We start from the raw sequence: 24,220 nt of genomic DNA, 5'->3' as shown, positions 1-24,220 counted from the left end.
TTAAGGAATTATTGCAGGTTTGGCCCTTCTCGCGCAAAGGGGTTGAAACCACATCAGAAATCTCAATGTTGGGCCAAGGGCCCAACCTATATGTTGCAGTCTGCTTGGCCCAAATCTACGAAGTGACTAACTTCAAACCAATAACGATCATTAAAATCCCGCTGCCAAATTCAATCCGCCGCCATACTTTGGCGCGTGACAATACTTCAGAAAAATAAAAGGTTGTAAAGGTTAATGAGCTGAACCAGATAAAGCTGGCGCTAAGAACCCCGCAAAGGAATAGCAGCTTATGCTCAGGGAATTGGGCACTGCCGCCACCGATAATGACTAGACTGTCGATTATGGCATGCGGATTCAGCAGGCTGAAACCTAATGCGAGCAGTAAAATCTGCAGGCGGTTGCTGACCTGGCTAACCTCCTGCCTGGCCGCAGGAGTGGTCTTAAGCGCTTTTCTTACTGAAGTCAGTCCATAGTAAAACAGAAACAGAGCGCCAAACCAGGTCACCCATATTCTTAAAGTGGGGTGGAGTTCAAGCGCATGATTCAAGCCGGCAATACTGGCACAAATCAGAATAACGTCACAGAAGAAGCAGATGGTTGCCGACAGGACCGCGTGATGGCGCATGGCGCCCTGACGGATTAAAAAAATATTCTGCGGGCCAAGGGCGGTAATCAGTGATAAGCCTAATAATAATCCATTGAGATAAATGGGCATAATATTGGTTAGAAAGTAAGGAGGGTTAATTATCGCTAATTTTGCACTATTATTAAACTGTTTTTTTGTATTTTTATTCGCTGCATCGTTCGCGAAGTTTTCCTGAAAATTTCAGTTGGCCGAACCGGTTTCTACATAATTTAATCAACTTGATCAATCATTATTTAATGGACGGCAGGCTTTGCTCAGATATCGCATTTTAGTGGCATATTTGCTGCGAAACACGATTGCAAGTTATAGTAGGAGAAGTATAAAATGCAAAACTAATTTTCCTGCCTGAATGAACCCCGGTTAAGTGATTTAAGGAGGGAGCGTGCGCTCTTTGTTGAAGAATAATGCAAAAATAATAAGCTTTATAGTGACCGCTGCAGTTTACAGCCCATGGGTTAATGCCGCTGACATGCAAGCGGCAGCACAGGTGGCCATTCAGGCTGACAAACCCGCTGCTCAACAAACCAGTTCAGTACCGCAGGAATCTCAACACAAGCAGATTCCTGAGATTTTTATTGAAGGCTATTATCCGGAATATCCTCAAACCAAGGCAGCTGAAGGAATACAGGCTGAACTAATCAAGCGTGGCGAATATCTTGCCAAAATGGGCGATTGCATCGCCTGTCATACCGATGTTAAAGGCAAAACCCCTGCTTTTGCCGGTGGTTTGGAAATTGATACGCCCTTCGGTAAGTTTTACAGCCCTAATATTACGCCGGATAAAGAGACCGGAATTGGAAACTGGACTGAAGCCGATTTTATTCGAGCTCTAAAGGATGGCCGCGATCCACAAGGGCGCAATTACTTCCCGGTGTTTCCCTATATCTATTTCTCAAAGATTACCGATGACGATGCCAGGGCCCTTTATGCCTATTTCATGAGCATTCCGGCGGTCAATCAGAAAAATAAATCACTGCCATTCCCCTTTAACGTACCGGGTGCACGCTTCAGTCTCTGGGGCTGGAACCTGTTATTTTTCTTCCCTGAAGAAAATGAAATTCCCTACGATCCTGAAAAATCGCCTGCCTGGAATCGCGGACGTTATATTGTTGACGGTCTGGGGCATTGCAGCATGTGCCATACGCCGCTTAATGTCCTTGGCGCACCTAAAAACCGCTATTATCTTACCGGCGGATTTGTCGATGGTTATTGGGCGCCTAATATCACCCGGCTTGGCCTGCGTTCAGCAAGTCATTATGAAGTGGCCGATGTCTTTAAGTCTGGCGAACTGATTAACAAGGCTGGACCTGTGGCAGGTCCTATGGCTGAGGTTAACCATAATAGTCTTGGTTATCTGAGCGAAGACGATACTCTGGCTATTGCGACCTATCTGAAGACGGTTGAAAGTGCTGAAACGTTGGGAGTAGCCCCCTCTGATGCACAGCCGTCTCTGAAACGAGGCAAACAGGTGTATATAAACTCCTGTATCGTTTGCCATCAGGAAGGCAAGATGGGTGCGCCTCTTAATGGCGATGGTAATAACTGGTATCAGCGCCTCAAAAGCAGCGGACTAACCGGACTATATCGCCATGCTATTCATGGCTACAATAGCATGCCGGTGAAAGGCGCCTGCGTAACTTGCTCTGATAATGATATTATCTCAGCGACTGATTATATCCTCAATCAATCACTTTCCCGTTCACAATGGCAGGATTTAACCAACAGCGGCGGTGCCAAATATCCTTCCAACGGCAAAGATGTATACAATGAGAACTGCAGCGTATGCCATAAAGACGGTATTCAGGGCGCTCCAAAAATTGGGGACAAAGCCCTTTGGAAACCCATCATTCAAAAGAATATGGATGTGTTAATTGCGGAAGTCCTCCATGGGGATGCGCATCCGAAGAATGGCGGCTGCAAACAATGTACTACTGATGAGATTATTGAGGCGATTAAGTACATGGTTAGTCAATCCAAAACAGAGGGTAACTACTCGCTCTGGTAGAGATGAGAGAATTTCAGCGGTGAAGCCTATAATCTTCACCGATCCAATTTTATGAATCGTCCATGACCCGGTGTCATGGCTATTAGCTGATGTGAGGAAAGGGGATGCAAAACAGGTTTCTGAATGTGAAACAAATCATTGCTCTGGCTGCAGGTTTGGGAATTGGCAGTAATGCCCTGGCCGCTGCGGATACCTGGCAGCTGAATATGTATAAGGGGGTGACTCCATTAAGCAAGGACATGTACTACCTGCATACCATTGCGATGGTGGTCTGTGCAATTATCGGTGTGGTCGTGTTCGGAGCGATGATTTATTCGCTGGTGCATCACCGTAAATCAAAGGGATATACCCCGGCTTCGTTTCATGACAATACCCGTCTGGAAATTCTATGGTCGATCATTCCCTTTCTAATTCTTGTCGGCCTGGCTATTCCAGCGACAAAAATTCTGATTGATCTGGAAGACTCCAGTGATTCGGATGTCACCATTAAAGTCGTCGGCTATCAGTGGAAATGGCAATATCAGTATCTGGATCAGGGCATCAGCTATTTCAGCAACATTGCCACGCCCTACCAGCAAATCCAGAATCAGGAAAAGAAAGGACAATGGTATTTGCTGGAAGTAGACAAGCCGCTGGTTATTCCAGTCCACAAAAAAGTTCGCTTCCTGGTAACAGCCAATGACGTAATTCATTCCTGGTGGGTTCCTGAGTTGGGAATCAAGCGCGACGCCATCCCTGGTTTTATGCATGAAGCCTGGGCACGGGTCGAAAAGCCTGGTATCTATCGCGGTCAATGTACGGAGCTTTGTGGAATTAACCATGCCTACATGCCAATCGTAGTTAAGGCAGTCAGCGATGAAGAGTTTGCCAAATGGGTACAAGAGCAACCCAAGGTTGTTGATGAATATGCCGAAGGAGCAGGTGCTGCTGTCGAGCAAAAACCAATGACCCGCAAGGAATTAATGGATCTTGGAAAAACCAAATATGAACAAATTTGTGCGGCTTGCCACAAGTCTGACGGTAAAGGTATTCCACCCATGTTCCCACCCCTGAAGGGTAGTTCCGTTGCGGTTGGAAAACCTATTTCACGGCATATCGGAATAGTGTTGAACGGTGTACCTGGTACTGCAATGCAGGCTTATAAAGACCAGTTAAGCGATGCCGAAATCGCTGCTGTGGTTACTTATGAGCGTAATTCCTGGGAAAATAATACGGATGACGATGTTCAGCCTGCTGATGTAAACAAGGTTCGACATGGCGAAGATCAGGAACCGACCAAGGTCAATAAAGCTCAAGCTGGAGGTTTACAATGAGTGAAATAACAACACATCAGACTACACATGATGCTCATCTCCATGATCATGAGCATGATCATGGCCCCGAACAGGGTAAGGGCGTTATGGGGTTTATCAAGCGCTGGGTATTTACTACCAACCATAAAGACATTGGAACGCTTTACCTGTTTCTGGCATTGATTAGTTTCTTTGTTGCTGGCGGCATGGCTTTAGTGATTCGGGCGGAACTTTTTCAACCTGGTCATCGTTTTGTTGATCCCAATTTCTTCAACCAAATGACTACCCTGCATGGGTTAATCATGCTTTTTGGGGTGGTAATGCCTGCGTTTACCGGTATGGCCAACTGGCAAATTCCGATGATGATTGGGGCGCCGGATATGGCTTTACCCCGTTTGAACAACTGGAGTTTCTGGATATTGCCGTTCGCCTTCGCATTATTGGGTTCCACCATGTTTCATGCAGGCGGAGGTCCTAACTTTGGCTGGACAATGTATGCTCCATTATCTACGAAATTTGCTCCACCAAGCACGGATTTCATGATTTTCGCAATTCATATGATGGGGCTTTCCTCTATTATGGGCTCAATTAACATCATTGCGACCATCTTCAACATGCGTGCTCCTGGCATGACTCTGATGAAAATGCCTATGTTCGTATGGACCTGGTTGATTACCGCTTTTCTTCTGATTGCAATTATGCCGGTACTGGCAGGTGCAGTCACCATGATGCTGGCGGACCGCCATTTTGGTACCAGCTTTTTTGAAGCGGCTGGCGGCGGCGATCCGATTCTGTTCCAGCATGTTTTCTGGTTCTTTGGTCATCCGGAAGTGTATGTATTGATTCTTCCTGCCTTTGGGGTTATTTCGGAAATCATTCCCACATTTAGCCGCAAGCCATTGTTTGGTTATCATTTTATGGTTTATGCAACGGTGAGCATTGCACTCTTGTCATTCATCGTTTGGGTACATCACATGTTCACTACCGGAGTTCCTCTGGGTGCTGAGCTGTTTTTCATGTATACCACGATGCTTATTTCCGTTCCCACGGGAATTAAAGTGTTCAACTGGGTGAGTACTATGTTCAAAGGAGCCATGACCTTTGAAACGCCGATGCTTTTTGCCATTGCCTTCGTATTTTTATTCACGATTGGCGGCTTTACCGGGTTAATGTTGTCTCTGGTTCCTGCGGATTATCAATACCAGGATACTTATTTCGTGGTAGGCCACTTCCATTATGTTCTGGTTCCAGGCGCCATCTTCTCATTAATGGCGGCGACTTATTACTGGATTCCCAAGTGGACAGGCCACATGTACAACGAAACTTTGGGCAAATGGCATTTCTGGCTCTCGGCTATTTCAGTGAATATTGCCTTTTTCCCCATGCATTTCCTGGGCTTGGCTGGTATGCCGCGCCGAATTCCTGACTATGCCTTGCAGTTCACCAATTTTAATATGATTTCAACGATTGGGGCCTTTATTTTTGGCTTCTCGCAGTTGCTATTCTTATACAATGTGATCGCGACCGTCAGAGGCGGTAAAAAAGTGGATGCCAAAGTATGGGAGGGGGCTCATGGTCTGGAGTGGACCTTGCCTTCACCGCCGCCCTATCACAGCTTTTCTGTTCCGCCAACTATTAGCTAAGCGAATCAGCTGCAGAAGCAGCTGATAAGCCGAACGACAACCATGAGGTATTAAATTTGGTTAAAAGTCATTTCAGGCTGGTGATACTGTTAACAGCGGTTGTTTTGTCCATGTTTGCATTCGGTTTTGCCTTGGTACCAATCTATAACAGCTTATGTAAAACTTTGGGAATTAACGGAAAAATCACCGGGCCTTCGGCCCGTGTTGAACCTTCTGAGCTACAAGTTTCCAGGGAAAGAACAATAACTGTGGAATTTGTAGCCACGAATAACGGCAACTTGCGTTGGAAATTTTATCCGAAAACTACAAAAATCAAGATTCATCCGGGAGAAATTGCAAAGCTGGCGTTCTATGCTGAAAACCAGACTAATCATCGAATGACTGTACAGGCAATACCCAGTATAACACCAGGAATAGCAGCTAAATACCTTAAAAAAACGGAATGTTTTTGTTTTGCTCAACAAACCCTGAATGGACATGAGGCGATGGATATGCCCCTTTTATTCCATCTGGATCCGGAGCTGCCGGAGAACGTCAAAACAATCACCTTGGCTTATACATTGTTTGATGTATCAAACCGGGTTATAAATTAGAAAAAGAATTACGTAGAAATTACTAACAGGAGATAAAGAAATATGGGAGCGCACGGCACCTATTACGTCCCCCAACCAAGCCACTGGCCGCTTGTGGGTTCGATTGGCTTAACGACTACACTGGTGGGCGCTGCATCCTGGCTTCATCATGACTGGTATGGCCCTTATTTATTTACTCTCGGCCTGATTATCATGATCACCATGATGGTTGGCTGGTTTGGTCAGGTCATCTACGAAAACCAGAAAGGATTATACGATCTGCAAGTGGATCGTTCGTTTCGCTGGGGAATGTGCTGGTTTATTTTTTCTGAGGTTTGCTTTTTCGGGGCATTTTTCGGAGCGTTGTTTTTTACCCGCTTCTGGTCTGTTCCACTGCTTGGCGGTGAAATACATCCGATAACTCATTACACTTTGTGGGCAGATTTCAAAGCGACTTGGCCCTTGCTGCAAAACCCTAATAATCAGATCTTCGCGGGTGCTCATGAAGCTATGGGAGCCTGGGGTTTGGCTGCGCTCAATACCCTTATCCTCTTAACTTCCGGAGTAACCATTACCTGGGCGCATTGGGCTTTAAAACTAAATAAGCGTCGTCAGCTGGTTATCGGTATGGCATTGACTGTTGCCTTGGGCGTGCTCTTCCTCATGCTGCAGGGCTATGAGTATTATGAAGCATACACAGAAAAGGGTTTAACCCTTGATGCAGGTATCTACGGCACCACCTTTTTCATGCTAACCGGCTTCCACGGTCTGCATGTCACTATTGGAACCATCATGTTGATTATCATCATGATCCGTTGCATTTATGGACATTTCACTCCCGAACGTCATTTTGCTTTCGAAGCTGTGGCCTGGTATTGGCACTTTGTGGATGTCGTCTGGTTATTCCTGTTTATCTTTGTCTATTGGCTGTAAATGCATCTACCACCTCTCTCTCAGAGGGGTGGGCTTTCTTGGAGCAGTTTGATAGATAATTGCCCGCATGTTATAATGTAAACACCCTTCTTCCTGCTAATTCTCAATTATGGGTATCAAAGATCTGCTTAGTCCCAGACACTATCCTCGTATAACCCATAAAAGCTATGCTATGTACAGAGATCTGATAAGACGTGTACTCGCGCTCATACCCGATGATCAGACAGAACTTGATTGGAGTGGGGAAGATTTATCATCGCTTTCATTAAGCTCGTACGATTTACTGGTTGAATATCTACCCGCCCGTATTAACTCGCTTGATCTAAGAGACGTTAACTTAAATCGATTACACCTGTTTAACATCCAGGAACTGAGTAAAATTATAAGCCTTAAGCGAAAAACTGGCGGCCGCTTTGAAGAATTAAAATTTTCAATGGAGGATCTGCAGCGTTTTTTTGCAGATTACAGTTGGGAAGGCAGACAAAAAATTGGCAGTTTGAGTGCAGCAATGGCTGAGGTCAATACAATTCACGTGATATCGGCTTCTACTGCTAAGGTATTTCAATCTGCAGAGGAACTGATCGATTTTCTAAAAACTCAACCGCAACTACCCTCAGAAGAATTGCCTCGTCTAGAACATCCACATGAAAACTTGCTCAAATTTATTATTGAAGTCAGAGCAAAAATAGACAGACTCAAACAGGCCAGATATTCGCTTTTCAACAGCGGCAAATTGCATAAGGCAGAAATGATTGAGGCGGCCCTGGAGCGGGCAATAGAAAGCGAGATGGTTGATCTTGATCTGTTTGTCCGTGGAAAACATCAGGGTAGTGCTTATAGCCTCTTCGATGCGCTTAATTACAACCGGCTTTGGATTCAACGAGAGCATACCACCACTCTTCGGGAACTGCATACAAGCCATCCACTGTTTAACTTAATTCCATCAGTCGGATAGTTTCTGCAAAGATCACAATTGGGTGTTCACCAGCAAGCCCGGTTGAAAATTAATATTTCCGATCTCTAAAGCATAGGTAAACCGGTAGTGATCATAGGATATTGTTTTAATGGATGCTTCGCCGCGGAAATATCTGGATTTAAACAGAACGAGACTATCTTTATCCAGAAATTCGGTGCTGGTTACACTGAGGCTATGTTCTGTCAGTTCAAGAAGATAGCTAGTCACTTTCATTTGACCGCAGCTAAGCAGAACCACCAGCGGCTCTACAGGTTGGATCTGCATAGGCCCCCCCTACCATCATTTGCAGGTTGATGGCAATTTCAAACAGCATATAATGAGTATGGTTGAGGGGCATGCAAAAATAAAATTTACTTCTCAATTATTTGACGGATTACACAGTCGAGGTCATGCAAGGTGTCATAATGAATAACCAGGCTGCCTTTGCCATTTTTTCCGGGTTTTAATTTGATTCTTGACTTCAGATGCTGGGAAAGCGTTTGAATTTGCATTTGAGTATGAGCCGGGATTTCCCGATCTTCGGCTTGAGGCGCTTTACCTTCTTTGAGCCGGTTAACCAGTTTCTCAGTTTCGCGCACAGAAAGGGATTTCGCAATCACCAGTTTGGCAACCTGAATCTGTTGCTCAGCGTTTAGCATAAGCAGCGCTCGGGCATGGCCCATGTCCAGATCATCATGCTCTACCATACGCATTACTTCTTCAGCCAGACTTAGCAGGCGCAGGTAATTGCTGACTGCAGTCCGTGATTTTGATAATAACTCCGCAATCTGCTGATGCGTCAATTCAAACTCATGATGCAGCCTGCCCATTGCTCTGGCCTGATCCATTGGATTAAGGTCTTCACGCTGCAGATTCTCAACCAAGGCCATAGCCATCGCTGTTTCATCATCAACTTCTTTAATAATTACCGGCGCTTCACTTAAGCCGGCTAACTGACAAGCGCGCCAGCGGCGTTCTCCGGCGATAATTTCGTATTTTTGATTCTCTAATGGCCTTATGACAATTGGCTGCAGCAAACCTTGCTGCCTGATTGATCCTGCTAACTCCTCAAGTGAGGCCTCATCTATCGCTTTTCTGGGCTGATATTTACCTGGCTGTAGTAAATCCAGTTTTAATTTACTGGATTCAGACGGTTTGGCAACAGGAATTGCAGTAGCAGGGCTGGTTCCTAATAATGCGGACAGGTTTTTACCCAGGCTGCCTCGTTTAACTGACATATATTGACCTCTAACTGGTTACAGTTTGTTTGCTGATGACTTCGGCGGCCAGTACCATGTACGCAGCGGCTCCGGGTGATGTTCTGTCGTATTGTAATGCAGGCATACCATGGCTGGGCGCTTCGGCCAGTCTGACGTTACGCGGAACGACGGTGCGATAAACCTTGTTGCCGAAATGATCAAGCAATTGGCGCGACACTTCAGAGCAAAGTCGATTACGGGAGTCATACATGGTTCTTAAAACCCCCTCAAGCTGCAGGCGGGTGTTGACTGAACTTCTGATTTGTTCGACGGTGTTTAAAAGTGCCGCAAGCCCTTCCAGAGCATAATATTCACACTGCATGGGAATTAATACAGAGTCAGAAGCTACCAGAGCATTGATGGTGAGCGTATTTAATGCCGGCGGGCAATCAATTAATATAAAATCATAATTGTTCTGTATGGGTTGCAGGGCTTTGAAAAGAAAGGTTTCACGGTGATTTCTCTCCATAAGACTGACTTCTGCAACGGTTAAATCGCCATTGGAGGGAATGATATCGTAACCACAGGCGGTAACCAGGCAGGCTTGTTCAGCCAGGCAATCTCGTAAAATAACTTCATTGCAGGTATGTACCAGTGCGTTCTTATCCACACCAGAACCCATCGTGGCATTACCCTGAGGATCCAAATCAATTAAAAGTACATTCTGGCGGTGTGCAGCTATAGAGGCAGCCAGGTTTATTGCGGTGGTGGTTTTGCCAACGCCGCCTTTCTGATTGGTAATAGCAATAACTTTGGCCATCGTTATTCCTTACTAGTATTAGCAATAATGATACAGCAACGTTCACCATCGAGACCTGGTACGCTGTAAGGAATAACCTTATAACCTTGGTCGATAGTGCTTAATTCAATTTCAGGGTAGCGTCCTTTCATTGCCAGCCAGATGCCGCCGCTGGCAAGCAAGTGTTTCGTCCAGCTTATCATCTGCGACAGATCACTGAAAGCCCGACTTATCACTGTATCAAAACCTGTCGCCGGTTTATAGTTTTCAACGCGTGATTCGATAATTTCAATATTGCTCAGGTCAAGCTGGCGTTTAACTTCCTGCAGAAAGCGAATTTTCTTTCCATTACTGTCCAGTAAACTGACTTGCAAATGCGGGTGAGCAATAGCGAGCGGAATGCCTGGCAAGCCGGCGCCGGTGCCCACATCAATGAGCCGCGGGCCTTGCAGCCAAGGTGAAATGGCAAGGCTGTCCAAAAGGTGTTTGCTTAGCATTGCGGGCAAATCACGAATAGCGGTCAGATTGTAAGCCTTGTTCCATTTCTGCAAAAGCATTAAATAATTAAGTAAGGGCTCAGGCGATACGGATAATCCTAATTGCTGCAAGCCCTTTTCCAATTCTTTCTCAATAGTCTGCATTATGCGGGCATCCGATGTTTTTTCAAATGAACCAGCAATAAGGATAATGCGGCCGGAGTAACGCCGGAAATGCGGCCCGCCTGGGCCAGAGTGGTGGGCCTGATTTTAGCAAGCTTTTGCACCACTTCATTGGAAAGTCCTGTGACCTGAGCATAATCCAGAGAGTCTGGCAACTGTGTCGTTTCATGCTTTCGTAAGCGTTCAATTTCTAACTGCTGACGTTCAATATATCCTGCATATTTGCTTTGAATATCGAGTTGTTCCGCCACTTCATCACTTAATTCTGGCAGTTCCAGGCTATCTAAAGCCTGTAATTGCTGATAGCTGATTTCAGGGCGTTTCAACAGGTCAATGGCTTTGCAATCTTGCTGCAGAGGTTTCTCCAGCAACTTTTCGAACACTTCCTGATTATCAGCGCGAATGGCGGTGTTTTGCAGCAGGGTTCTACTGCTCTCAATGGCTTCGCGTTTTTCAGAGAAATGCTGCCAGCGCTTTTCTGTCACAACTCCAAGCTCACGTCCTTTTGCGGTCAAGCGTAAATCGGCATTGTCTTCACGCAAAAGCAGCCTGTATTCGGCGCGGGAGGTAAACATGCGGTAAGGTTCCTGAGTTCCCAGGGTTATCAAATCATCAATCAGTACGCCTATGTAGGCTTCATCCCGGCGCGGGCACCATAACGCCTGTTCTTTAACCAATAAGGCGGCGTTCATTCCGGCGATAATTCCTTGTGCTGCAGCCTCTTCGTAACCTGTTGTGCCATTGATTTGGCCAGCAAAAAACAGATTACTGATGGCTTTGGTCTGCAGAAAGGAGGTTAATCCGCGGGGATCAAAATAATCATATTCAATCGCATAGCCTGGACGGGTGATGTGGGCGTTTTCAAAGCCTTTAATGGAGCGGACAAATTGCACCTGAACCTCAAAGGGCAAGCTGGTTGAAATCCCATTCGGATAAATTTCATCACTGGTCAGCCCCTCCGGCTCCACAAAGATCTGATGCGAGGATTTATCAGCAAAGCGCACCACTTTATCTTCAATGGAAGGGCAATAGCGCGGGCCAACGCCTTCAATAACCCCGGCATACATTGGGGATTGATGAAGATTAGCCATTATAATTTCATGAGTCTGACTGGTGGTATGGGTAATGTAGCAGGGCAGCTGCTGCGGATGCATAGCAAGATTACCCAAATAGGAAAATACCGGAACCGGCGTGTCCCCGGGTTGAATCGTCATTTGCGAATAATCCAGCGAACGGCTGTCAATCCGTGGCGGGGTTCCCGTTTTTAGTCGGCCAACTGGCAGATTCAGTTCACGGAGTTTATTAGCCAGGGCAATGGCTGGCGGATCCCCCGCCCGACCGCCGGCGTATTGGGCCATGCCGACATGAATTTTGCCGCCGAGAAAAGTGCCGACGGTCAGTACCACGGCGCGAGCGCGCAGTTTTAATCCCATTTGCGTGATAACACCGGCAATCTGTCCATTTTCAATTATGAGATCATCAACAGACTGCTGAAACAGGCTTAAATAAGGTTGATTCTGCAGAAATTGTCTAATCGCCTGACGATAAAGAACCCGGTCCGCCTGAGCGCGGGTAGCGCGTACAGCCGGGCCTTTGGAGGCATTAAGAATGCGAAACTGAATTCCTGCCTGGTCAGCAGCAAGCGCCATCACCCCATCCAGTGCGTCAATTTCTTTAACCAGGTGCCCTTTACCAATACCCCCAATTGCCGGATTGCAGGACATTTGACCAAGGAAGTCCATGTTATGGGTTAACAGTAAAGTTTCAGCGCCAAGGCGGGCTGAGGCGAGAGCTGCTTCGGTACCGGCATGGCCGCCACCGACTACAATGACATCGTAATGCTTTTCCAGATTCATGATTGTAAGAAGTTGGACAACAAAAACAAAGGATTATACACATTTTTGCCTATTCACCCAAGTTCTATGCGCATTTGTATTCCCCTGTTTAACCAATATTCATTGATTAATTCCAGTAAATATCGTTTCAGGATTGTAAAAATGAAAAAACTAAGCTTGTGTGATAAATACCTGCTATGTTATAAAAAAGAACAGCTTGTGCCTTTTTAAAAAATCACCAGCCCCATATAAACAAATGAGGTGATATCATGTCAGACCGAACAATTCAGAATTCAGAGATGCTTAATCAAATGCTCGGATTTGAATTCGTTCGCCGCTTTGATGATGCAGAGGCGCCTTATGATATAAAAGAGCTGGCTGCTAACCGCGACTGGCTGTCGGTATTTTTAAATTATCATCGAAGTAAACTTAGTCTGACCAAGGGTGCAGAATATCAATTTCTAAATCCTGTGCAGCTTGAAAGCGAGAAAAAGAAGCTTAAATTCATCCAGGAACTATTAAGATATCAGACCTATCTGAATTTTCATGAGAACAGGTTCCATCCTTTAAATGATTTGAATGCTGATTATCTGAAATGTGAGCAGTTGCTGCTTAAAATCGAGCAGATTCAAGCCCCGGAAGATGAGCCGGCCAAAAAAGCGCAGCTTGATGAAGCGATTGAAGAGAGCCCTGACAAACCTGCCAAATATCTCGGCTTCACTGTTGGGAAATTCATTGCCGATAAAATGGCTGAAATTGCTGATGCCAAGACCGGTACTCTGATCGGCTGGATGAGTGATGTCAATGAGCGAAGGCTATACTGGGTATGGGGCGGCGGCATGCTCAGCTCGGTTATTGAAATGCTGCCTGATGATTTCTACCGCAAGGCGCAGGCGCAAAAAGGAATTGCTGCCCCTGCTCCGATTACCGGTTATATGAGCTGGGTGCTTTACTATACTCGTTTCGCCATCAATTTAAGCTTGCTGTTGAAACACACTATCGCCGGTCCCTGGATGAGCGCTGAAGAGCAGAAAATCCCGGCCTGGGAGCGGTTTAAAACCCAATGGAATCAGAGGAAATTCAGCCTGCTGAATGATTCCATCTGGGGCTTGGCCAATATGGCCTGTTTTTTCTGGCTCAAAGGACCTGGTGCGATGGGCATGGCCGGTAATTTCGCAACTATGGGCTTATTGTTAATGGATTTAAGCTTTTCTATCTGGCGTTTTTATGAGGAAAGTACTGCCTACAATAAAAAAATAACCGCTCTGTATGAAGCCTTTGCGCATTTGGAAGAGCAATTGCTTAATGCCAGGAAAGCCGCAACTCCTGATCCGGCTCACATCTCAGAACTAGAGAAGCAAGTGCGCGAAGCCAGGAATTTACTCATGCGCACTGAGCTTGACTGGAAATATAAAAAGCTCGGCATGATTAACGACATGGTCTATGCCGGTGGCCTACTGGCAGCCTTTTGTGTGGCCTGCTGCTTTTTCTTTCCGCCGGCGATGCTTGCTCCGGCTACCTTCATGATGATCGGCTTAATCGGCGCCAGCCTGTGTTTTGTATTGAATGCCGCCTACGCCGGTATTGCCGGGGCTTTGGATGTTTCCAAGTCCAAAGCGCTGAGTAAGCAGGATCATTTGGAAGCCCGGGAGTTACTGCAGTTGTTTAATGCTTCAACGGATGAAAACGAACGCAAGGCATTGTTTCTGGAGATGAAAGGTCTGATGATTGATTCCGATTATCAGGAAAAAATGGTGCGTTTCCAGAAGATCAAACTGGTTCGGGCGATTTTAATTGACGCTCTCATCCCGGCGGTAATCTTTGCGTCCTTAGTTTTTATGCCTTTGGGGGCTGGTATTGGCATAATGGCGGCAGGTTTTGCGATAGCCGCTTTATCGCATATCATTCTCAAGCAATTTGAGCCTGCAAGAGATGAACTCCCTGATTTTGATGAGCCGCTGTCTTTGGAATATGATGAATTTTCTGCTAACCCGGCTCGCAAGGTAGAGGATTTAAGCCCGCTGAAAATTAAGAAATCGCCTGTTTTATTTATATCGGGCAAAGGTTCTACGGTAGTGAAGGAAGCAGAGAAGTCTGAAGCCGAGCACTTGCTGTCGTCAAAAAATGATTTGAGCACTCTATAAACTGAACCCATTTTTATCGAAGGCTGGCTGGTACAGTCTTCGAGGCGAAAGTTTCACTTTTCCCAAGTTGCGCGCAAAGACGGTTTTTTGTGCACCTATCTGCATTTACGCTACAACGCCGCGTAGAAATGACAAAGCTGGTGTGGTTTGTGGGATCCGTTAAAACCGAAGATTCATCTTAAAATGAAAGCTCTCTGTTTGTATAATATGTATTTATAATATACAATCCCTCGCTCACGGGAATTTAAGGCATGGCCGCGTATACATTTTAACAGAGGCCTGGCATTCATGAGTAAGTCCATTCAGGAACTTGAAAGCAGCATTAAACAAATTGAAGATGAACAGCAGCAAATCCTCGGATCAAGAAAATTAAGCGAACTAATCGATAGAAAGCAGATAATTTATTATCAGAAGAATAGAGATCTGGCCGCTCTTTATTATCAGGCTTATCAATTACTTTCCAATGACGAAATGTATTTCCATAAAGCGGTCAGTTATCTGACGCGCTGCTCCCATATTCATTTACAACAAGCAGAAGATGATTTGCGTACGATGAGGGAAGCAGAGGGCATACAAAATATTGACATCGAGGCATATCGCCATCTCACAGCAGACGAATTATATGCTAACGCCATGTATTTTCTTCTGGGTCTTGGACAACAAAATACCGGGAATGCTTTTGCCCTGGCTGTTCTGGCTGCTGAAAAAGGATCTTCACTCGCCCAGAACTTTCTGGGATTGCTGTATAAAGACGGAGTGCATGTGGCCAAAGATGCCAAAGAAGCCCATCGATGGTTTCAGATGGCTGCAGCACAGGGAAATTTACAAGCCTGTAGTAATCTGGGCGCGCTGTATTTCAATGGTGAAGGAGTTGAGCAGGATAGTAGAGAGGCGTATCGCTGGTTTCATTTTGCGGCTGTTCAGGGCTTTGCGATTGCTCAATTCAATTTGGGAACCTTGTATTCTAAGGGTGCCGGTGTCGAGACACACCCTGCCGAAGCCTGTAAATGGTTTCGCTTTGCTGCTGAGCAGGGATTGCCGATAGCCCAATCGTTTCTGGCACTAAGATACCTTTATGGCAATGGAGTCACGCAAGACAACCAACAAGCGTTTATATGGTTTACACGTGCAGCTGAGCAGGGTGATGCAAGTGCTCAAAACAATCTTGGCGTTATGTACAAAGAGGGTAACTTTGTTATCCAGAGTCGTTCTAAGGCCTATGAATGGTTCCTTAAAGCCGTTGAAAAAGGCGATGTAAGTGCCCAGTACAATCTGGGAATGATGTATTATGAGGATGCTCTTTATGAGGAAGCCTACAGATGGATCAGCCTGGCGGCTCAGCAAAAACTACCCAGTGCTCAGCATAGCCTGGGCTGCCTTTATTCGCATGGGGAGGGCGTTGAGCGCAACGTCTCTGTGGCCTGTAAGTGGTTTCGTCGGGCAGCGGAACAAAAGGTTCAGGAGTCTATAGAGGCATTGAGAGGTCTTAAAACTGAATATTCTATAGCCGCCTATCATGTTGCGATGCTGGAAAGAAATTATAAGGAAGTTAAGCAATTACTTCACAAAACCCCTTCGCTCTTTGAAGAGTTCCAAATGGATGTTAATGATTGCAACAACCTGGATACTCTGCTTAAAATTTTTGAAGAAACAGGTAGCGTGTCTGCGCCTTTGCTGATAAAGCGTGTGAAATTATTGACCGAGAGCGAAGTTATTAATTTACAGACAGCTGAACTATTCCTAAAGGCACTGGATGTTTCAAGTCTGAGCAAGGAAGATTGTCAGGTTATGCTCACAACACTGGTCGATATCTGGTATAACAGCAAGGAAAACTATACAGAAGGTGAGCAGCTTAATTTTACCAGGAGCGCTGCGCGAATACTGGAGCTCAGTTTCTATCGTCTTGCTTCGATGAGCGCTCCCATAACCGATACCCATTATCTGCGTCAGTGTGCACTGATTTTAATCAGGACAATTTATGGTGCTCAGTATGAGGTAAGCATGACCTGCTGCCCGGATTTTAATCAAATACTATCGTTTCTATCCATTCACAAATTGCCAGGGATGACTTATCAAAAGCTAAATCAGGTGCTGGGTATTGATATGATCAAATTCCGCTCCAGGGCTACCGAAATTCTTGATCAATTAATGAATTATTTAAATATTGAAGTGCCCGCTGAGCAGCCAGAAGCGCTTCAAAGGCTAAAACAAGATTTAATTGAGCAGTGGCAGTCCCTTGTGCAACCGACAGAACAAAAGGCAAGAGAAGTTCTCAATAATCTCGGCGAGTCACTAAAAGAAAAATTAAAAGATAACGCGAATGCCTGTAAAATCGATAGGCGCTCCAGGGTTATTTTTACCTGGATAGCTGAGAAAAAAGAAGAAAAGCTGATCAATGCATTGCATTCGGTTATGCCGGGTACATTCAGCACGGCAATGGAGCTTTTGAATCAGCTGATGGCTTATCTGGATAATAAAGACCTGACAAAAGGATCTTTAATATTAAACCAATTGCAGCAGAAAATAGCTGTTTACTGGAAAACGGTCTCAGAGCCTTCGCAGGAAATAGCGAAGTTAGTGCTGGATAATCTGAGCGAGGACTCGAAAAAAGCCCTGGCTCAAAACAAAAGAGTTGCCAATAAACTGTTCACTCATCCAGATAAACAGACTCACAAGCTCTTGAGTTTGCTGGCTAATGAACAATATAAGGAATTACAGCATGAGCTGAGTGAACTGGGCTGCTTGAATATCGACACAATTAATGAGTACGAAGAAGATCGCATCGGCTTTCATCCAGTCGATTACATTATCCCATAACCAGGCTACAATCGGCCTGAATTTAGCGTTTGAGACTTACTATGAGAAAAGCAGTGGTATTATTATCGGGGGGGCTTGATTCAACCACTTGTCTGGCAGTTGCCAAGGCAGCAGGATATCAATGTTTCGCCTTAAGTTTTTCCTATGGCCAGCGTCATAATTCTGAAATTGAGGCGGCAAAGCGCGTAGCAACCTGGTTCGAGGTTGCTGAACATCGGATTGTGAATCTGGATATTAATCAATTCGGGGGCTCAGCCTTAACAGATGAGACGATAAACGTACCGGATTATCAGCCCACAGAGGGTATTCCGCTGACCTATGTGCCTGCAAGAAATACTATTTTTCTGGCCATCGCTTTAGGCTATGCGGAAGTGATCGGTGCAAATGATCTGTTTATTGGAATCAGTTCAGTTGATTATTCGAACTATCCAGACTGCCGGCCGGAATACATGGAGGCTTTTAAAAAAATGGCAGGCCTGGCAACCCGGGCGGGGGTTGAGGGAAATCCTCTGGAAATTCATACCCCGCTTATTAAGCTCAGTAAAGCCGAAACGGTTCGATTGGGCGCCGCTTTGGGGGTTGATTACGCCTTGACCGTATCCTGTTATCAGGCGGATGAGAAGGGAAGAGCCTGTGGGCGATGTGATAGCTGCACTTTTCGGCAAAAAGGGTTTGTTGAGGCTGGTATTGCTGATCCCACCCTGTATAAACATAATTAGCCAATCTACTCTGCTACGTACCCCCGGCGCGTCCGGGGCATCCATAAATCATCATGAATTGGTTGTATTTTAGTTCACTTGTGCAATTAATATTGCTATTATGATCTGCGTTTATGCTAGTCGACACTGCACAGGTTGGGGCTGGGTGAATATCATCCCTGAGTTTAAGTCAGGTTTAATTTAAGGGGCTAATAATGGGTAAATGGTTGCGCAGACATTGGAAATTGCTGACTGCTGTTTTATTGGCTCTGATAGCAGGAGCGGCCGTGGGATGCCTGGTGGTTTTTTTCCCGCCTGCCCTGCCTGCAATTGCAAGTTTCGCGCTGTTTAGCGGCTGGCAGCCTTTTCTGTTCCTTTTCTCTTTGAATATGGTGCCTGCCGCATTCGCCTGCGCAGCTATCGCCTCTGCCTCTGTGTTACTTTTCTCAGCTGCCGCCAATTTTTTACATTGGGTTATTCAGAGTCTGGATCAATTGATTAATCCGCCTGATCTGGATGAAGTGCCCGATCTGACTGAGAGCGATTACGAGGATTTTTACGGTAAAACGAAGCCTGATGCTTATCTTCAGATATTGAAAGACCTTGACTTTGAGCCGGGTTCCAATCCGGAAACGGCTCCTGGTAAAAGTTGCTTTAGCCGCGGTAAAGATAACCTTTGGCAAAGCCAGCCTGCCACCAGAGAGCAGGAGCTGCTGCGCAGGCCTTTAATTCCCTCATAAGGCAGAGTGCAAAACTGTTAATTAATTCATGTCATTTCTATAGCACAATAGATTATACTTGATAATTTTTTATGATGAGTAAAACGATGACAAAAGTGCGGAAACTTTTGGTAACCAGCGCGTTGCCCTATGCTAACGGGCATTTACATCTGGGGCATTTGGTAGAGCATATTCAAACGGATATCTGGGTGCGAGCTCAAAAAATGCTGGGACACCAGTGTATCAGCGTCTGCGGCGATGATGCGCATGGCACACCGATCATGCTAAAGGCAGAGCAACTGGGAATCACTCCGGTGGAATTAACAAGCATGATTCGTGAAAGCCATGAGCTGGACTTTAAAGCCTTTGCCATTGATTACGACTGTTATCACACCACACACTCGGATGAGAATCAGGCACTTGCCAACAGCATCTATGAACGTTTGCAGGCGAATGGCGATATCGTTAAAAAAACAATTCGTCAGTCCTATGATCCAGTGAAAGGAATGTTTCTGCCGGATCGCTACGTCAAGGGAACTTGTCCTAAATGCAAGACTCCCGATCAATACGGAGATAACTGCGAAGCCTGCGGTGCTACCTATTCGCCAACCGAATTGCTTGATGCGGTTTCAGCTATTTCTGGGGTTAAGCCAATTGAGAAGGATTCAGAGCATTATTTCTTTGATTTGCCTCGTTATGAGACTTTGCTAAAGGAATGGACTCGAAAAGGTCATCTGCAGGCGGAAGTGGCTAATAAGCTGGATGAATGGTTTGCTGCGGGTCTTAAGCAATGGGACATTTCCCGCGATGCGCCCTATTTCGGTTTCCCAATTCCTGGCGCACCGGACAAGTTTTTCTATGTCTGGCTGGATGCGCCAGTCGGTTATATGGCCAGCTTCAAAAAATACTGTAATGAAAGCGGGCTGTCCTTTGAAGAATTCTGGAATAAAGACTCGACAACCGAACTTTATCATTTTGTAGGTAAAGATATTGTCTATTTTCATGCCTTATTTTGGCCGGCGATGCTTGCAGGCAGCCAGCACCGCTTACCGACAGCGGTTTATACGCATGGATTCCTGACCGTAAACGGACAGAAAATGTCGAAATCACGGGGTACTTTTATTGAGGCGCGTAATTACCTCAAGCATTTGCACCCTGAGTATCTGCGCTATTATTTTGCAGCCAAGTTAAACGGCCGTGTAGATGATTTGGATTTGAATTTTGATGATTTCATTAATCGCGTCAATGCGGATCTGGTGGGCAAGATAGTGAATATTGCCAGCCGTTGCGCCGGCTTCATCAATAAACGCTTTGACAATCGTCTGGCAGATAATCTAAGCGATCCTGTTTTATACCAGGAATTATTAAGCATTAAACCAGCGATCATTGAAGCCTATGTTCAAAGGGATTATGCCAAAGCAATACGCCAGATTATGGAGTGTGCCGATAAAGTCAATCAATATATTGATAACAATAAACCCTGGGTGTTAGCCAAAGATCCCGAGCAAAATGCTGCGGTTCAGGCAATTTGTACAATGGGCTTGAATTTGTTCCGTGTGTTGATAACTTATCTGAAACCGGTGTTGCCGATGATGGCAAAAGAGGCCGAGCAGTTTTTAAATAGTTCTGCCAAGCACTGGGATGCAATTGATACTCCCTTGACTGGACACGATATCCAGCTGTTTAAACCCTTAATGACACGGGTAGAAAAAGAAAAAATCGATGCCTTGCTGGAAGAAGGCAAGCAGGAAACACCTGCAGCAGCCAAACCGGTAAAGGAAAATGAAGCAGCGCGAATTTCTATCGATGATTTCAGTAAAATTGACTTGCGGGTCGCACGTATTATTGCTGCGGAAGCAGTAGAAGGTGCTGATAAATTATTGAAACTGAAACTGGATTTGGGTACGGAAGAACGGCAGGTTTTTGCCGGAATTAAATCGGCTTATCAGCCAGATGATCTGATTGGCCGCCTGACGGTAATGGTCGCCAATCTGGAGCCTCGCACCATGCGTTTTGGGGTTTCTGAAGGGATGGTGCTGGCGGCCGGTGATGGAAAAGGGATTTATTTGCTTAACCCTGATGAAGGCGCGATGCCTGGTATGAAAGTAAAATGAAATCCCTTGTAGACGCTATTGATGGTATTTTGCCGCAGACTCAATGCGGGGAATGCGGCTTTGCGGGTTGTATGCCTTATGCAGAAGCGCTTGCGCAAGGCGGAGCTGCGATTAATTTATGCCCTCCGGGCGGTGTAGAAACGGTGAAGGCTCTTGGCAGTCTGCTGAATCAGGACGCCGCTCCCTACCTCGAAGGCGCGCTTAACAATACCCGGCGGCCGGCTATCGCTGCCATTCGCGAGCCGGAATGTATTGGCTGTACCAAATGCATTCAGGCATGCCCTGTGGATGCTATTGTTGGGGCGGCAAAATTGATGCACAGCGTCATTCAAGCGGAATGCACTGGCTGTGGATTGTGCGTGGAGCCCTGCCCGGTTGACTGTATTGAAATGACCCCCATACCGGCAGCGGACTTTGATCGGCAGTTATCAAAGCAGCGTTTTAATGCGCGCAAAGTCCGTTTGCTGCGTCAGGAACATGAGCAACAGCAAGCCTACCGCCAGAAAAAACAATTGGCCGCTGCGGCAAAGAATAACCAGGCTGATGTTATCGCCAAGCAGGATTACATTCTGCAGGCTTTGGCTCGGGTTAAAGAGAAGAAGAGCGAACAGAGGTAGCCGATTGATTAGTGTAGGTTGGCCCTTGGCCTAATGTCATATTCGCAGGAATTGTAAGAGACCAGGAATCACAAAAGAGATAAAGGTATTCTTGCTGCGGTTCTAGGTTCCAATGTGGTCGCCCTATTAGATGCTTCAGGCTTCTTAATTCGAGTTAAGCTTGCACACCGCATCTAGGTTCTGGCTCCATAAGTAGGCTGTTAGCCGAGCAAGAATACCTTTGTTATATTCAGAATATGCTTTGAAAGGGATTAATGCAAATTTGCTTTTGTTAATTATTTGCAAAGTTCACATTTAAACCAGTTCATTTCCAAAGGGGTCGATGCGCATAATTTTTCTGGCCATGCGAATCATGGCTGCATTGTAAACAATGTTAATGCCGATATAACAGATAATAGCGCCGTCGAGGCCCAGCCAATTAATTAATATCAGGCAGCAAAACAGCTGGAAAACCAATAAATCAATGGTCAGTTTTGCTCCCACTTCACTGCCTTCATGGGAATATTGAATCATCTTGGACAAGGGCATTGAAATCGCGTAAGTGACTACATTGATTAGACAAAAGTAGGTGTAGGGAAGCGCATCGATAAAATCAGATTTATACCATAAAAGAATTTGCCGGGCAGAAAGGCCTAAGATGGCCACAACGACCAAAGAAATAGCAAAACAAATCCACAGATATTTACGCATCACTTTTTTCAAATGCTCACGGCTTTGCGCAAAGGCCGCGGAAATATCAGGGCCAATGAGAATTCCAATCGGTGCAATGGCAATAAATCCCAGAGAGACAATGGAGCTTACCGCAGAAAATAATCCCACTGAGCGTTCATGCTGTCCCAGCCATTCAATGATCATCAAAGGAATTGCGGTAAAAATATATTTATTTAGATTCTGAACGGTATAACCGTAAATTTTTCCTTTCCATTCCTGCCGAAGCTCTGCTGATTTTTTGTAGCGTTTGAGTGCGCTGCGATTTTGAATAGCAATTGACAGCAGCACAATGACCAAGTAACTGGCAATAAAACCAATCAGCATGATATGCGGAAAATAGCGGCGTTCATGCTGGAAAAAATAAGGATAGATGTAAAAATAAATCAGCAGGCTGAAAATAAAATAACACAGGGTCTGCAATAAACTCATGATGACTGCTGTGCGCATATAATCGATGGCGCGGAAAAACTGCAGATAAATGTTGTATAAGGACAGCGCGACCGTTCCCCATATAAATAAAAACAGTGGATGACTAATATCAAAAAGCGTCAGGCTGCTGATCACCTGACTTAATACGGTCAAGGTCAGAGCCATCAAAAGACCAATCACCAGAACCGTTATATATATCGGTTTTAAAAACCCCTTCATAGAGAAAGTTAAGGTTTGAATTTCACTGTATTTTCGATGAATGAATAGTTTGGGTACGTAATAGGCAATGATGGAGTCTATACCCAAAGTAATTAAAGTGGCCAGTAGCAGCAAAGCATTGGTAGCGACTGTAAAATCGCCGAATAACTCTTCTCCGGCATGGCGGGCAACCAGCATGTTAACAACAAACAGCATGAACTGGTCAGCAATGATGATGAATAAATTTAAGCCAAATCCCATAAGCCGAGAGAATGATTTACCAGTACGTACTCTACTGGCCAAGGCCGGTAAATTCAAGTCATCTGCGTCGTCAAAAAATGATAAATCAATTGGGCCATACAATAATACGATAAAAGACGAGATCATATTAAAAATAAGGGAGTTACAAAGCTCCCTTATCTAAAGACGGCAATTATTTAAAAGGGTTCATATTAGTAAGTGATGACCACAAGTCTGAAACGTTGCCTACGGCACTCTCAATTAAACTGGTTGGCAATTTATATTCTCTACGATTAATGTAACCCTTAAGAATGTCAAATGAATCGTCAAATATTATAGATGCCGATTCAAATTCCACCGCTGTTTTAGCTACAATACCAACAGTACGTTTTTCCTCTTTAAAATCGATATTATGCAGCGTTTGTGTGCCTTTAAGTTTAACTTCAAAAACGACTTGTCTTAATACGGACGATGTAGGATCGTCATCTGAAGAATGAGCTGCTAACTCTGCTTCTTTCCGGGTACGAAATAGCTTAACCTGAGTGTTTGGTTTAGGTGTAGCCTTGATTATTTCATTCAGGGTTACCTCTCGTGGAGTCGAATAATAGATGCTGGTAAGCTTGCGCCTGGTAATCTCAACACATCCGCCAAGGACGAAATAGGTATTATCGGAAGAAATAGCTTTTAAATCACGATTCCCCTTTTCAATATCAACCAGGGCCTTGGTTCTCTTATCCAGAGTGGAGGCCTTCAGCAAATCTTTATTGCCAAGAAAAGATAGAATTCGCAATTGCGCATCGTTTGGTATATCCGCATAGCTTGTCTTGTTAACGCTGGCTTCTGTGGAGGTCTCTGAAGATTCTACTGTAGCCTCAGTCACTGGATTAAAATTTTTCATGTCATTATCCTCTGATTAAATTCAAAACCAATGATATCTGGGCAAAATTAACTCAAAGTTATTGTCTTATGAAAAATTGGAATCCTGGCTTTTTTAA

20 protein-coding genes and 1 other RNA gene are annotated in these 24,220 nt (G+C 45.2%); 12 read left to right on the top strand and 9 right to left on the bottom strand.

Features of this window, described 5'->3' with window-relative positions; all coding sequences use genetic code 11:
* Positions 1 to 115 precede the first annotated feature (115 nt).
* Positions 116 to 715: a LysE/ArgO family amino acid transporter gene (locus tag DYH61_RS14670; protein WP_058506975.1), complete on the bottom strand. Its 600-nt coding sequence runs from the start codon at positions 713 to 715 to the stop codon at positions 116 to 118.
* A gap of 313 nt (positions 716 to 1,028) precedes the next feature.
* Between DYH61_RS14670 and DYH61_RS14665 the strand changes: the two genes are divergently transcribed.
* The 6 genes from DYH61_RS14665 to DYH61_RS14640 all read left to right on the top strand — a co-directional run bounded on the left by DYH61_RS14665 (position 1,029) and on the right by DYH61_RS14640 (position 8,046).
* On the top strand, positions 1,029 to 2,651 hold the full coding sequence (locus DYH61_RS14665) for a c-type cytochrome (RefSeq protein ID WP_234999822.1): 1,623 nt from the start codon (positions 1,029 to 1,031) through the stop codon (positions 2,649 to 2,651).
* 104 nt (positions 2,652 to 2,755) lie between these two features.
* A complete protein-coding gene (coxB, locus tag DYH61_RS14660; RefSeq protein WP_058506976.1) occupies positions 2,756 to 3,964 on the top strand; it encodes a cytochrome c oxidase subunit II in 1,209 nt (402 codons plus the stop codon).
* Positions 3,961 to 5,586 (top strand): cytochrome c oxidase subunit I, encoded by a 1,626-nt coding sequence (gene ctaD / locus DYH61_RS14655; protein ID WP_058506977.1) that lies wholly within the window; start codon positions 3,961 to 3,963, stop codon positions 5,584 to 5,586. Before coxB ends, ctaD begins: the two co-directional genes overlap by 4 nt.
* Positions 5,587 to 5,642: 56 nt before the next feature.
* Complete coding sequence (locus tag DYH61_RS14650) at positions 5,643 to 6,179, top strand: cytochrome c oxidase assembly protein (protein WP_083499177.1); 537 nt, start codon at positions 5,643 to 5,645, stop codon at positions 6,177 to 6,179.
* A 42-nt stretch (positions 6,180 to 6,221) separates the two neighbouring features.
* The gene (locus DYH61_RS14645; RefSeq protein ID WP_058506979.1) at positions 6,222 to 7,091 is read left to right on the top strand and encodes a cytochrome c oxidase subunit 3; all 870 of its coding nucleotides are present in this window, start codon (positions 6,222 to 6,224) and stop codon (positions 7,089 to 7,091) included.
* A 172-nt stretch (positions 7,092 to 7,263) separates the two neighbouring features.
* Positions 7,264 to 8,046 carry a hypothetical protein gene (locus tag DYH61_RS14640; protein WP_058506980.1) on the top strand — a complete coding sequence of 261 codons (783 nt, stop codon included), beginning with the start codon at positions 7,264 to 7,266 and terminating at the stop codon, positions 8,044 to 8,046.
* Positions 8,047 to 8,058: 12 nt separating this feature from the next.
* Here the strand turns inward: DYH61_RS14640 and DYH61_RS14635 are convergent, their stop codons facing one another.
* The 5 genes from DYH61_RS14635 to mnmG all read right to left on the bottom strand — a co-directional run bounded on the left by DYH61_RS14635 (position 8,059) and on the right by mnmG (position 12,559).
* Entirely contained in the window at positions 8,059 to 8,331 is a 273-nt protein-coding gene (locus DYH61_RS14635) for a hypothetical protein (protein WP_058506981.1), read from the bottom strand.
* Between the two features lie 86 nt (positions 8,332 to 8,417).
* A complete protein-coding gene (locus tag DYH61_RS14630) occupies positions 8,418 to 9,284 on the bottom strand; it encodes a ParB/RepB/Spo0J family partition protein (RefSeq protein ID WP_058506982.1) in 867 nt (288 codons plus the stop codon).
* A 10-nt stretch (positions 9,285 to 9,294) separates the two neighbouring features.
* Positions 9,295 to 10,065, bottom strand: coding sequence for a ParA family protein (locus tag DYH61_RS14625; RefSeq protein ID WP_058506983.1), 771 nt, complete (start codon positions 10,063 to 10,065; stop codon positions 9,295 to 9,297).
* A 2-nt stretch (positions 10,066 to 10,067) separates the two neighbouring features.
* Positions 10,068 to 10,685 (bottom strand): 16S rRNA (guanine(527)-N(7))-methyltransferase RsmG, encoded by a 618-nt coding sequence (gene rsmG, locus DYH61_RS14620; RefSeq protein ID WP_058506984.1) that lies wholly within the window; start codon positions 10,683 to 10,685, stop codon positions 10,068 to 10,070.
* On the bottom strand, positions 10,685 to 12,559 hold the full coding sequence (mnmG, locus tag DYH61_RS14615) for a tRNA uridine-5-carboxymethylaminomethyl(34) synthesis enzyme MnmG (protein ID WP_058506985.1): 1,875 nt from the start codon (positions 12,557 to 12,559) through the stop codon (positions 10,685 to 10,687). The genes rsmG and mnmG overlap by 1 nt, the downstream gene beginning before the upstream one ends.
* Positions 12,560 to 12,807: 248 nt before the next feature.
* Between mnmG and DYH61_RS14610 the strand changes: the two genes are divergently transcribed.
* From DYH61_RS14610 to DYH61_RS14585, 6 genes are all read left to right on the top strand, one after another.
* Complete coding sequence (locus tag DYH61_RS14610; RefSeq protein WP_058506986.1) at positions 12,808 to 14,682, top strand: hypothetical protein; 1,875 nt, start codon at positions 12,808 to 12,810, stop codon at positions 14,680 to 14,682.
* A gap of 288 nt (positions 14,683 to 14,970) precedes the next feature.
* On the top strand, positions 14,971 to 17,499 hold the full coding sequence (locus tag DYH61_RS14605; protein WP_058506987.1) for an SEL1-like repeat protein: 2,529 nt from the start codon (positions 14,971 to 14,973) through the stop codon (positions 17,497 to 17,499).
* A 41-nt stretch (positions 17,500 to 17,540) separates the two neighbouring features.
* Positions 17,541 to 18,218, top strand: a complete 678-nt coding sequence (queC, locus tag DYH61_RS14600; protein WP_058506988.1) for a 7-cyano-7-deazaguanine synthase QueC — start codon at positions 17,541 to 17,543, stop codon at positions 18,216 to 18,218.
* A 194-nt stretch (positions 18,219 to 18,412) separates the two neighbouring features.
* Positions 18,413 to 18,937 (top strand): hypothetical protein, encoded by a 525-nt coding sequence (locus DYH61_RS14595; protein WP_058506989.1) that lies wholly within the window; start codon positions 18,413 to 18,415, stop codon positions 18,935 to 18,937.
* 86 nt (positions 18,938 to 19,023) lie between these two features.
* A complete protein-coding gene (gene metG, locus DYH61_RS14590) occupies positions 19,024 to 21,030 on the top strand; it encodes a methionine--tRNA ligase (protein WP_058506990.1) in 2,007 nt (668 codons plus the stop codon).
* Entirely contained in the window at positions 21,027 to 21,647 is a 621-nt protein-coding gene (locus DYH61_RS14585; RefSeq protein WP_058506991.1) for an RnfABCDGE type electron transport complex subunit B, read from the top strand. Before metG ends, DYH61_RS14585 begins: the two co-directional genes overlap by 4 nt.
* Before the next feature lie 64 nt (positions 21,648 to 21,711).
* Here DYH61_RS14585 and ssrS read toward each other — a convergent pair.
* The 3 genes from ssrS to DYH61_RS14575 all read right to left on the bottom strand — a co-directional run bounded on the left by ssrS (position 21,712) and on the right by DYH61_RS14575 (position 24,123).
* Positions 21,712 to 21,876: non-coding RNA, 6S RNA (ssrS, locus tag DYH61_RS16025), on the bottom strand.
* A gap of 65 nt (positions 21,877 to 21,941) precedes the next feature.
* Entirely contained in the window at positions 21,942 to 23,303 is a 1,362-nt protein-coding gene (locus DYH61_RS14580; protein ID WP_133129093.1) for an MATE family efflux transporter, read from the bottom strand.
* A 115-nt stretch (positions 23,304 to 23,418) separates the two neighbouring features.
* The gene (locus DYH61_RS14575) at positions 23,419 to 24,123 is read right to left on the bottom strand and encodes a hypothetical protein (RefSeq protein ID WP_058506993.1); all 705 of its coding nucleotides are present in this window, start codon (positions 24,121 to 24,123) and stop codon (positions 23,419 to 23,421) included.
* Positions 24,124 to 24,220 lie beyond the last annotated feature (97 nt).

This window comes from Legionella quinlivanii (assembly GCF_900461555.1).
Classification (GTDB): domain Bacteria; phylum Pseudomonadota; class Gammaproteobacteria; order Legionellales; family Legionellaceae; genus Legionella_C; species Legionella_C quinlivanii.
This window is presented reverse-complemented; position numbering and strand designations above follow the sequence as displayed.